This window comes from Haloarcula limicola (genome assembly GCF_010119205.1).
In the GTDB taxonomy this organism is placed as follows: Archaea; Halobacteriota; Halobacteria; order Halobacteriales; family Haloarculaceae; genus Haloarcula; species Haloarcula limicola.
In genome coordinates this window covers 124,469-133,983 of record NZ_WRXM01000002.1, presented here as the reverse complement: position 1 = coordinate 133,983, position 9,515 = coordinate 124,469, and the positions used below count along the sequence as shown (strand labels likewise).

13 protein-coding genes and 1 tRNA gene are annotated in these 9,515 nt (G+C 69.2%); 7 read left to right on the top strand and 7 right to left on the bottom strand.

Going from position 1 to position 9,515, the window contains the following annotated elements; genetic code table 11:
• Positions 1–27: 27 nt before the first annotated feature.
• Positions 28–468 carry a DUF2240 family protein gene (locus GO488_RS10165; protein WP_162317719.1) on the top strand — a complete coding sequence of 147 codons (441 nt, stop codon included), beginning with the start codon at positions 28–30 and terminating at the stop codon, positions 466–468.
• Positions 468–836 (top strand): DUF7993 family protein, encoded by a 369-nt coding sequence (locus tag GO488_RS10160; protein WP_162317718.1) that lies wholly within the window; start codon positions 468–470, stop codon positions 834–836. Before GO488_RS10165 ends, GO488_RS10160 begins: the two co-directional genes overlap by 1 nt.
• Here GO488_RS10160 and GO488_RS10155 read toward each other — a convergent pair.
• A complete protein-coding gene (locus tag GO488_RS10155) occupies positions 833–1,309 on the bottom strand; it encodes a hypothetical protein (protein ID WP_162317717.1) in 477 nt (158 codons plus the stop codon). The two genes, GO488_RS10160 and GO488_RS10155, sit on opposite strands and share 4 nt — an antisense overlap.
• A 125-nt stretch (positions 1,310–1,434) precedes the next feature.
• Here GO488_RS10155 and pyrF point away from each other — a divergent pair, with 125 nt between their 5' ends.
• Positions 1,435–2,262: an orotidine-5'-phosphate decarboxylase gene (gene pyrF / locus GO488_RS10150; protein WP_162317716.1), complete on the top strand. Its 828-nt coding sequence runs from the start codon at positions 1,435–1,437 to the stop codon at positions 2,260–2,262.
• 1 nt (position 2,263) lies between these two features.
• On the opposite strand, the gene GO488_RS10145 is transcribed toward pyrF, so the two are convergent.
• Positions 2,264–2,476 (bottom strand): hypothetical protein, encoded by a 213-nt coding sequence (locus GO488_RS10145; RefSeq protein ID WP_162317715.1) that lies wholly within the window; start codon positions 2,474–2,476, stop codon positions 2,264–2,266.
• A gap of 110 nt (positions 2,477–2,586) precedes the next feature.
• On the opposite strand from GO488_RS10145, the gene GO488_RS10140 reads away from it, so the two are divergent.
• The 4 genes from GO488_RS10140 (at position 2,587) to GO488_RS10125 (ending at position 6,483) form a co-directional block, all read left to right on the top strand.
• On the top strand, positions 2,587–3,180 hold the full coding sequence (locus GO488_RS10140; RefSeq protein WP_162317714.1) for a J domain-containing protein: 594 nt from the start codon (positions 2,587–2,589) through the stop codon (positions 3,178–3,180).
• A gap of 43 nt (positions 3,181–3,223) precedes the next feature.
• Entirely contained in the window at positions 3,224–3,904 is a 681-nt protein-coding gene (locus GO488_RS10135; RefSeq protein ID WP_162317713.1) for a phosphoglycolate phosphatase, read from the top strand.
• A 237-nt stretch (positions 3,905–4,141) separates the two neighbouring features.
• Positions 4,142–5,821 (top strand): GTPBP1 family GTP-binding protein, encoded by a 1,680-nt coding sequence (locus GO488_RS10130; protein ID WP_162317712.1) that lies wholly within the window; start codon positions 4,142–4,144, stop codon positions 5,819–5,821.
• Positions 5,822–5,868: 47 nt separating this feature from the next.
• A complete protein-coding gene (locus GO488_RS10125; protein WP_162317711.1) occupies positions 5,869–6,483 on the top strand; it encodes an NAD(P)-dependent oxidoreductase in 615 nt (204 codons plus the stop codon).
• On the opposite strand, the gene GO488_RS10120 is transcribed toward GO488_RS10125, so the two are convergent.
• From GO488_RS10120 to GO488_RS10100, 5 genes are all read right to left on the bottom strand, one after another.
• Complete coding sequence (locus GO488_RS10120) at positions 6,477–7,121, bottom strand: class I SAM-dependent methyltransferase (RefSeq protein ID WP_162317710.1); 645 nt, start codon at positions 7,119–7,121, stop codon at positions 6,477–6,479. The two genes, GO488_RS10125 and GO488_RS10120, sit on opposite strands and share 7 nt — an antisense overlap.
• A 92-nt stretch (positions 7,122–7,213) precedes the next feature.
• Entirely contained in the window at positions 7,214–7,693 is a 480-nt protein-coding gene (locus GO488_RS10115; RefSeq protein WP_162317709.1) for a double winged helix-containing putative transcriptional regulator, read from the bottom strand.
• A complete protein-coding gene (gene mch, locus GO488_RS10110; protein ID WP_162317708.1) occupies positions 7,693–8,625 on the bottom strand; it encodes a methenyltetrahydromethanopterin cyclohydrolase in 933 nt (310 codons plus the stop codon). The genes GO488_RS10115 and mch overlap by 1 nt, the downstream gene beginning before the upstream one ends.
• A gap of 24 nt (positions 8,626–8,649) precedes the next feature.
• Positions 8,650–8,982 carry an MTH1187 family thiamine-binding protein gene (locus GO488_RS10105; RefSeq protein WP_162317707.1) on the bottom strand — a complete coding sequence of 111 codons (333 nt, stop codon included), beginning with the start codon at positions 8,980–8,982 and terminating at the stop codon, positions 8,650–8,652.
• A gap of 425 nt (positions 8,983–9,407) precedes the next feature.
• A tRNA-Gly gene (locus GO488_RS10100) sits at positions 9,408–9,478 on the bottom strand.
• Between the last annotated feature and the right edge of the window lie 37 nt (positions 9,479–9,515).

Genomic DNA, 9,515 nt, shown 5'->3' with positions numbered 1-9,515 from the left:
CGCCCCGCCCGCGTCGTTCCCGGAACGATGAGTCTGAAGACGGCCGTGGCCGCGCCGTTCCGCCAGCGCGGCACCGACCGGATGGCCGAGAGCGAGTTCGTCGTCGCCCTCTCCCTGGATCGGAGCTGGTTCTCGCCGGACCAGGCGAAGACGCTCGTCGACGTCGCCGCCAGCGAGGGCCTCGTCGAGCGGACGGACGACGCCCTCGTCGTCGGGTTCGACGCGGCGGCGGTCGACGTCCCCGAGGGGTTCGCGCCGAGCGAGGACGTCCTCCGTTCCCGGTCGACGTTCGAGCGGATTCTGGATACCGTCGTCGAGAGCGGCGTCGAGAAGCAGGACGCCGTCGCCGGCATCAACTCGCTGCAGTCCGAGCTCGGCGTGACCTTGGAGGCCGCGGCGGTCGTCTACGCCCGCGGCGAGGGCGTCGCCGTCGAGGAGATCGCGGCCGACGCGCGGGAGGAACTCTGATGGTCGAGGACCGAACCACCGACGGCAGACGCATCGCGCAACTGCTCGCGTCCGAGTTGACGGGACTGGAACGCGGTCCGCTGAGAGACGTTTCGGTCGTCGACGCCGACCGGGACGTGGAACCGACGGCCGACGGCGCGTTCGCGTTCGGTATCGAGATCGACGGCCGCTCGCTCGGCGAGGTCTACGTCACGCCCGACACCGCTCGGCTGACGCTCGCCGAGCGGCGGACAGTCGAGACCGACAGAGAAGACGTGACAGTCGAAGCGTCGAGCACGGACAGCGGTGAACAGACGGTCGTCGTCGCCTACAGTGGGGCCGCTGCCAAGGTACTGGCAGACGTGCTCGCCGACGGACTCGACCGTTAGGCCGGTTCGCCGAGCGTCTCCGCGGTCCACGCGACGAACCCGGTGAGCACGAGCGCCGACCCGACGAACGCCATCGTCGCGGCCGTCGCCAACACGAGCAGGGAGAGCCCCAGCGGCGAGCCGAGCGCCATCACGACGGGCGCGAGCGTGATACAGAGCGCGCCGACGGCGACCGCGCGGCGCTGTTTCGTCGAGAGGTTCACGCCGATGTGAAACCGCGAGTCCGACGGCGGTTCCGCCGCCGCCAGTCCGAGGCTGAACAGCGGGACGCCGACGAAGACGAGCGTCGCGGCGACAGCGTTCGACCAGAAGGTCCACTCTCCGGTCGTGGGCGCGAGCGACAGCGACGCGCCGAGCGCGAGCAGCGCGGTCCCGCCGAGCACGCCGACCGGTCGCAGTCGCGGGTCTTCGAGCGTCTGCCCCACGTCGGGCAGCGTCTCCGCGACGTGACCGACGTCGAGGGAACGGTCCATGACGCTCGCTTTCACCTCCTCTCTCAAATAATCGCGGGACCAGTTCTCAAACCTGATTCTCGGAGCGATCGCCGGCCGGCGCTGAGAGGGAAACGCTTGTGTTCGTCCCCGTCGCCGCGCTAGCTATGCAGTTCTTCGACCGTCTCCGCGATCGCATCGCGGCCGCCGACTCCGTCGTCTCCGTGGGACTGGACCCCGACCCCGACCGCCTCCCGGAGAGCGTGCGAGACGCGGATCTCCCGCGCTGGCAGTTCAACCGCCGCATCATCGACGCGACCCACGAGCACGCCGCCTGTTATAAGCCCAACGCCGCGTTCTACGAGGACCCCGACGGCTGGCGCGCGCTCCGAGAGACCATCGCCTACGCTCACGGGAAGGACGTGCCGGTCCTGCTGGACGCCAAGCGCGGCGACATCGGCAACACGGCCCGGCAGTACGCGACGATTCTGGACGACGACCACGGTCCCGCCGCGGACGCCATCACCGTCAATCCCTACCTCGGCCGCGACTCGCTGGAACCGTTCCTCCAGCGCGAGGAGAAGGGCGTCTTCGTCCTCGGCCGCACCTCGAACCCCGGCGGGGCCGACCTACAGGATCTCGAACTCGCCTCCGGCGAGAAACTGTACGAGCGCGTCGTCCACCTCGCGGACCTCTGGAACGACGACGGCAACGTCGGCCTCGTCGTCGGCGCGACCGCGCCCGAAGAGCTCGAAGAGATCCGCGAACTCGTCCCCGACATCCCGTTTCTGGTCCCCGGCGTCGGCGCGCAGGGCGGGGACAGCGAGGCCGCCGTCGAGTACGGCCTCGCCGACGGCGTCGGCCTCGTCAACTCCTCGCGCGGCATCATCTTCGCCGGCGAGGACGCGGCGGACCGCGGGGCTCCCGAGAAGTTCTTCGAGGCCGCCGGTCAGTCGGCGAAGCAGCTCAAGGCCCAACTGAACCAGTTCCGCTGATTCAGAACTCGTAGGTGTCGACGCCGTCGGGCATGTCGTCTGGGTTCGCGGGCTCGTCGGACTTGCCGCGGCCGCCGCCGGTCTCGGCGCTGCACTCGGTACACAGGCCGGTCGTCTCGTCCCAGTGGCGGTCGCACACCAGTTTGCCACAGCGGTCACAGCCGTGTTCGACATCCGCGTTCTCACAGATGTTACAGAGGCCGGAGACGCTCATGCGATGTGATAGCACGGTAACAGTCTTGAACGCTCGGGTTGCAACTGCGAGACCGACGAGACCGTCGCGACGAGCGAGACGCTTACGGTTCTCTGGTCCGAACTCCGGGTGTGCAGTACGACCGTCTCATCACGGGGGTCGCCGCGGTGTTCGCCGTCTTGACAGGCATGCTCACCGTGGTCGGGGTGTTGGTGAACCCGGCGGTCCTCTTCCTGGCCCTGATGTTCGGCGCGTCGGCGTATTTCATGTACTACCACGCCAGCGGCAAGTTGGCGGCGGACGTCTACGAGCGAGTCGAGCGGCGGGCCGCCCACGGGGCCCAGGGCCAGCGCGGCGCGCGCCGCGGCGGATTCGGTGCCGGACCGCGAGAGGACTGGGAGGGTCCCCGAGGCGGACAGCGAGTCCGCGAGGCCGCCCGGCGGGCGCGGCAGGCCAGAGAGCAGCAACGACGCCGACAGCAGGGCCGTCGACGGCAGCGGGGGCGACAACAGCGACGCGGCGGACAGGGACAGCGCATCCAGCAATCCAGCGGCCCGAGCCCCAGCGAGGCGTACGCGCGGCTCGACTTGGACGCGAGCGCCGATCAGGGCGCGGTCAAGGAGGCCTATCGCGAGAAGGTCAAGGAGGTCCATCCGGACACCGACACCGGTAGCGAAGCGGAGTTCAAGCGGGTGAAAGCCGCCTACGAGACCTTGACCGACTGACCGCGACCGCAACGGCCAAACCGACCGGGGCGTCAGTGAGGGTATGACGCAGACGCCGCCGCTTCTCGTCGACATCGACGGTACGCTCACCGACGAGTCACGCGCCATCGACCCGCGGGTGTTTCCCGTTCTGCGGGAGTGGCCCGAACCCGTCGTCATCGCAACCGGGAAAGCGATGCCGTTTCCGATCGCTCTCTGTGAGTTCCTGAGCATCGAGCGGACCGTCGTCGCGGAGAACGGCGGCGTCGTCTTCGTCGAGGCGACCGACGAACTCCAGTTCGAGGGCGACCACGAGGCGAGTCTGGCCGTGGCTGAGGCGTACCGCGAACTAGGCCACGAACTCGGGTTCGGGTCGGTCGACCTCGCGAACCGCTGGCGCGAGACGGAGGTGGTCGTCAGCCTCGACCAGCCGCTGGAACCGCTCGAACGGCTGGCCGCCGAGTACGGCCTCGTCGTCCTCGACACCGGCTTCGCCTACCACGTCACCGACCCGAGCGTCGACAAGGGAACCGGCCTCGAAGCGGTGTGTGCGGAACTCGGGCTGGATCCGGCGTCGTTTCTGGCCGTCGGCGACTCCGAGAACGACGCGGAGGCGTTCGAGGTGGCCGGCGAGTCCGTCGCCGTCGCCAACGCCGACGCGACGGCGAAAGCGCGTGCCGATCGCGTGACTGAAGCCGGGTACGCCGATGGGTTTCTCGAAGCCGTCGCGCCGTACCGTCGGTAGTGATGCTCCGTAGCGAACTGGCGACACCGAACTTCCGCCTCGCCTCCCCGGGAGCGGTGTCACACGGTCGCGGCGTCCCGGGGGCGACTCGTCACATACGCGCCGCTGGTCCCGCTTTCGGTGATAAACGTTCGTTCAATCCTATTGTGAGTGATAGTCGCAATCAGTCCTCTAAATCCCGGTAAGCAGGCCCAAACCCGGGGAAGGCTTTTATCTCGCCACCCGCTACGGACCCCCATGAGCCCCGACCGGGCCGTTCTCCGTCGCGCCCTCGACCGCGGCGAGGAGGAGGGCGGTAGCGTCGAGTTCAAAGAACGGCTCACCGAAGACCTGCATCTCTCGGAGGGACGGCTCGAATCACTGGCGGCACAGCTACGCCACCGCGTGCTCTCCGGCGACGGGGAGGCGACCTACGTGGTCGGCGTCACCGACGACGGCGGCCTGGCGGGCATCTCGCCCGACGAGTTCTCCGAGTCGATGGACGTCCTGAGCCTGCTGGCCGAGGAGGCCGGAGCACACATCGAGGAGGTCAAGACCTGGGGCGTCGACGGCGTGGGGTCGTCGACCCCACGAGGGGACGGGACCGACGGTTCCGCCGACGGCGTGGCGAGCGAGGACGACGAGCGTCCGCTCGACGGGATCGTCGGCGTCGCCACCATCCGGGAAGGGGCGGTACTCGACGACGACGACCACATCGTCGTCGGCACCGCCGGCCACGTCGACCACGGGAAGTCCACGCTCGTCGGGTCGCTGGTGACCGGGGAAGCCGACGACGGCGAGGGCGGGACCCGCGGCTTCCTCGACGTGCAACCACACGAGGTCGAGCGCGGCCTCTCGGCGGACCTCTCCTACGGCGTCTACGGCTTCGACGAGGATGGCCCGATCCGGATGGACAACCCGCACCGCAAGAGCGACCGGGCGCGGGTCGTCGAGGAGTCCGACCGCCTCGTCTCGTTCGTCGACACGGTGGGCCACGAACCGTGGCTCCGGACGACCATCCGGGGACTGGTCGGGCAGAAACTCGATTACGGCCTGCTTACCGTCGCCGCCGACGACGGCGTCACGGAGACGACCCGCGAGCACCTGGGCATCCTGCTGGCGACGGACCTCCCGACAATCGTCGCCCTCACGAAAGTCGACATCGCGGACGACGAGCGAGTGGCCGAGGTCGAACGCGACGTCGAACGGGCGCTGCGCGAGGTCGATAAGACCCCGCTCCGGGTCGAGCGCCACGGCGTCGAGACCGCGATCGAGGAGATATCCGAGACGGTCGTCCCCGTCGTGACGACCAGCGCGGTCACGCAGGAGGGCCTGTCCGACCTCGACGCGATGTTCGAGGCGCTGCCGAAGACCAGCGGCGAAGTCGGCGACTTCCGAATGTACATCGACCGGACGTACAACGTCCAGGGCGTCGGCGCGGTCGCTTCGGGCACGATCAAATCCGGCGAGGTGGAAGCCGGCGACCAGCTCCTGCTCGGGCCGATGCAGGACGGCGCGTTCCGCGAGGTCGAGGTGCGCTCCATCGAGATGCACTACCACCGCGTCGACGAGGCCAAGGCCGGCCGCATCGTCGGCATCGCCCTCAAGGGGGTCCGCGAACCCGATATCGAACGCGGGATGGTCCTCCTCCCGGCGGACGCAGAGCCCACGGGGGTCCGCGAGTTCGAGGCCGAGGTGATGGTGTTGAACCACCCGACGCGCATCGGCGAGGGCTACGAACCGGTCGTCCACTTAGAGACCGTCAGCGAGGCGGCATCGTTCCGCCCGGAGGGGGGCCAACTCCTCCCCGGCGACGCGGGCGCGACCACGGTCGAGTTCAAGTTCCGGTCGTACTTCGTCGAGGAGGGCCAGAAGTTCGTCTTCCGCGAGGGGCGCTCGAAGGGCGTCGGGACCGTGACCGACGTGAGCACGGATTGACTCGGTTAGGTATCATCGGTTTATCCGCCGGACGCGTCGTCGGTGCCATGCAACTGCTCGTCTTCGGCGGGAGCGGCCGAGTCGGCCGTCGCGTCTGTGAGTACGCCGCCAGCGACGGCCACGGCGTCACCGCGTTCGTCCGCGACGCCGACAGCGCGCCGCCCGGCGTCGGCGTGGTCGAAGGCGACGTCCGCGACACCGAGTCGGTGATCGCCGCCGTCGCCGGCCACGACGCGGTCTGTAACGCCGTCGGGCCCGACGCCGACGAGCGTCCGTCGGTGCTGACCGACGGGATCGACAACATCGCTCCGGCGATGGCGGACGCCGGCATCGACCGACTGGTCGGCGTCGCCGCCGCCGGCATCCTGCAGGCGACGCCGAATCGTCTCCGCCTCGACACGCCGGAGTTTCCCGCCGGACTACGGCAGGTGGCGACGGCCCACCGGGACGCCTACGAGCGACTCCGCGAGTCGACGCTCGACTGGACGCTCGCGTGCCCGCCGCGGATGCCCGACGGCGCGCCGACGAACCACTACCGGACGGCCGTCGATTACCTCCCGGAGGGCGGCCAGTCCGTCTCGACCGGCGACGTGGCGGCGTTCGTCTACGACGCGGCGGTTCGGGGCGGGCATCGTCGAGAGCGCGTCGGCATCGCCTACTGACGGACCGCCTTGAGCAGATACGCCGGGTGCTGATACGGATACCGACGGTTCTCGAAGGGGGCGTTTCGCACCCACGCGACCGTCCACCCCTCGTCGAACCGCGCCGCGAACTCCGAGTAGGCGACGCCGCCCGGTTGCCGACCCCAGCGTTCGGGCGCGGCCGCCGCGAGAATGAACAGCCGCCCGCCGGGATTCAACACCGCTCGGACGGCCGCGACGTACTCGTCTCGCTCCGCGTCGTTCAGGCAGTGAAACAGCGCCGAATCCGTCACCGTGTCGAAGCGCATCGGCAGGTCGTCCACGCTGAGGGCGTCCCAGACGAGGAACTGTGCGGGATTGTCCCGCCAGCGTGCCTTCTGTCGGGCCTGTTCGACGGCCTGCGGCGCGAAGTCGACGCCGAGGACGTCGTGACCGCGGTCGGCGAGATACAGCGACAGCTCGCCGGTGCCACAGCCCACGTCGAGGACGCGCCCGCGGATCTCGCCCGCCTCGGCGAGTTCGGCGAACGCCCGCTGCGGCCGCCCGATGTCCCACGCCGGGACGCCCGCGTACGCGGCGTCGAACCCATACGCCCGGGCGGAGACGGGACGAGTGCCGGGTCGGTACGGCGGAAAGCCGTGCCAGACCGGGGCGCTCATCGGCGGTCCTCCGCGCTGATCGATACCATGCCGTCAGCTGAGGCGTGCCACCGACAAGAAACTGCGCGCCGGAATCGTCGGTTTCCCTCGCTCTATCGGCGTTCGTAGCCCTCGCTGGTCTGCGTCGCGAGGCCGAACACCTCGGCCCACCCGAGCAGGTGTCCGACGCGCGTTCGCCAGACATCTTCCCAGCCGGTCTGGCGCTCGCGCTCCCAGCGCGGGACGGCGTCTCGAACCCGTTCGAACGCTTCTGCCTCGGTGAGCGGACCGTCGTTGTCGAGCGCGTCGAGCAGTTCCGCGGCGGCGAAGACGTGTTCGCGGAAGGCGGTCGCCAACGCGGAGCGGTCGGGTTCGGTTCGCGTTCGGTGGTAGCCCCGCTCGCTCTCGGCGACGAGGCCCAGCGCCCGCAGGAAGGTGAGATACTCACGGGCCGTCTCGCGGTCAGCGACGTCGGTGGCCCGCTGGATGGCTCGACAGCAGTCGGCCTCGTCGTCGGGGACCAGCGGGATCGCCGCCCGCGCGTCGCGGAGGAAGTCGAGCGACCGGGTCGGCGGTGCCACCTTGTAGCGCATCAGAGGCCGAAGCTCTCGACCAGCACGTCCTCGCGGGTCTCGCCGACGACGTGGGTGTCGCCGCCGACCACGTCGACGGTGACCTGCGCCGGGCCGAACAGTTCGACCGGGAGTTCGCCGAAGTCCCAGTCGGCGTCGTCGAAGACGCCTTCGAGCGGTCGGCCGTACTCCGCGCCGGCGATCGAGGCCACTTCGTCGAAGCGGTCGAAGTCCTCGTCGACGGTGAGGTGGACCTCGCCGCCGTAGGCCAGCGCGTCCGTCGTCCGGGCCATCGCCGACGCCTCATCGGCGGCGACGGGAGCCATCGGCGCTCGCGCGTTCGCCGAGAGCACCTCCGCTGGGTCGAAGCCCAGTTCCGCGAGGCGGTAGACGGCGAGTTCGGCCGCGCGGGCGGCCGCGACGACGCTGCCGGTGACGCTCGCGGTGGCGAACGTCGGCATGAACACCGCCGTCTCGGGGACGCCGGTCCGCTCGGCGATCTGCCCGGCGATGGCCTCGTCGGGGAGTTCGTCGGACTCGATGGCCAGCACGGCGAAATCGGCGTCCTCGCGGTAGCCGATGCGCTGGAAGACGTCCTCCTCACCGACGAGCGCACGGGCCGGGCCGCTACCCAGCCCCTCGAAGTCGTCGGTCGCGACTTCCCAGCCGCCCTTCTGGGAACAGAGCAGGGCCAGCGCGGGGTGGTCGGTCGACAGTTCGACGTGGGTCAGCGGCGCACTACCAACGGTATCCATCGTCGTCTGGACCGTCGCCAGTCCCGCCGTCTGAATCTCGGCGAGTAACATCCCCGCCTCGACGGCACCGGGCACCGCGACGCCGAAGTCCAGCACCGCGGCGTCGCCCGAGAGCGCGTGTACGTCTATCGTGAGTTCGTCCGCGAAGTCGATGGCCTCGTCGACGAGTTCCGTGGCCATCCGATTGAGACTGTCCATACTCGGCCTTTGACAGCCTGCCTTTTAATCTCCGCCTTCGGACGCGCCGCTTCGCGCCTCGCGTCCCAGCGACGCCTCGACGGCGTCGACCTTCTCGCTCGCGCGCTGGTCGACCCCGCGCTTGTCGTCGATCTTCAGAAACGTCTCGACGCGCTCGCTCTGCGCGCCGACGGCCTCGTGCGCGGCGTGAGCGGCCGCGAACAGCTCCTCGCTGTCCTCGGCCTCGATGATCGTCCCCATCGGCGTGGTCTCGTACTCCACGTCGAAGTCGTCCAGCGCCGCCACGGCGTCGGCGACGTACGGTGCCATGCTCTCCTCGACGACCGGTGCGACCGACAGGAAGCCGATACAGGTCATGGTCGCGGGTTCGGCCGCCACCGGCCTAACATTGGCGTTCCGGGCGATTCAGAATACTTGTGTCCCGCGTGCGTCGCGTGGGCCGGGAGTCGCCTCTGTGCGACGACCCGGGGAAGGGCAGGCTGATCTGAGAAGCATACCGCGCCGGAGGCGCGGTTTCACCGGAAGCGCGCCGCAGGCGCGACTTCCGGCCTTTTTCATCGACGTTTTTCGAGGAGGGTTCCCGCAGTGAGCCTCCAGCTCACGAGGAAACCCGACGACGAAAAAGGTCGTAGGAGATGCGCTGGAGGGGATTTGAACCGGAATCAGACGTGCTCGCTTCGCTGCGCGCGACTGATAGGGTTCAAATTCCAGTACGATTTCACGGCTCACGCGATCGCGAGCACACGCTACGCGGTGCTCGCCGAAGTTGTTCGCCGTAGAAATGCGCTGGAGGGGATTTGAACCCCTGTTGTGACCATGGCAAGGTCACGTGATACCACTACACTACCAGCGCTCACTTCGTTCGCCCTGACCCTCGCGGCCACACCGCG

What these genes read in the sequence shown, in the direction of transcription:
- GO488_RS10165 (WP_162317719.1), top strand. Translation starts at nt 28, where the DNA reads ATGAGTCTGAAGACGGCCGTGGCCGCGCCGTTCCGCCAGCGCGGCACC.
- GO488_RS10160 (WP_162317718.1), top strand. Translation starts at nt 468, where the DNA reads ATGGTCGAGGACCGAACCACCGACGGCAGACGCATCGCGCAACTGCTC.
- GO488_RS10155 (WP_162317717.1), bottom strand. Translation starts at nt 1,309, where the DNA reads ATGGACCGTTCCCTCGACGTCGGTCACGTCGCGGAGACGCTGCCCGAC.
- pyrF (WP_162317716.1), top strand. Translation starts at nt 1,435, where the DNA reads ATGCAGTTCTTCGACCGTCTCCGCGATCGCATCGCGGCCGCCGACTCC.
- GO488_RS10145 (WP_162317715.1), bottom strand. Translation starts at nt 2,476, where the DNA reads ATGAGCGTCTCCGGCCTCTGTAACATCTGTGAGAACGCGGATGTCGAA.
- GO488_RS10135 (WP_162317713.1), top strand. Translation starts at nt 3,224, where the DNA reads ATGACGCAGACGCCGCCGCTTCTCGTCGACATCGACGGTACGCTCACC.
- GO488_RS10130 (WP_162317712.1), top strand. Translation starts at nt 4,142, where the DNA reads ATGAGCCCCGACCGGGCCGTTCTCCGTCGCGCCCTCGACCGCGGCGAG.
- GO488_RS10125 (WP_162317711.1), top strand. Translation starts at nt 5,869, where the DNA reads ATGCAACTGCTCGTCTTCGGCGGGAGCGGCCGAGTCGGCCGTCGCGTC.
- GO488_RS10120 (WP_162317710.1), bottom strand. Translation starts at nt 7,121, where the DNA reads ATGAGCGCCCCGGTCTGGCACGGCTTTCCGCCGTACCGACCCGGCACT.
- GO488_RS10115 (WP_162317709.1), bottom strand. Translation starts at nt 7,693, where the DNA reads ATGCGCTACAAGGTGGCACCGCCGACCCGGTCGCTCGACTTCCTCCGC.
- mch (WP_162317708.1), bottom strand. Translation starts at nt 8,625, where the DNA reads ATGGACAGTCTCAATCGGATGGCCACGGAACTCGTCGACGAGGCCATC.
- GO488_RS10105 (WP_162317707.1), bottom strand. Translation starts at nt 8,982, where the DNA reads ATGACCTGTATCGGCTTCCTGTCGGTCGCACCGGTCGTCGAGGAGAGC.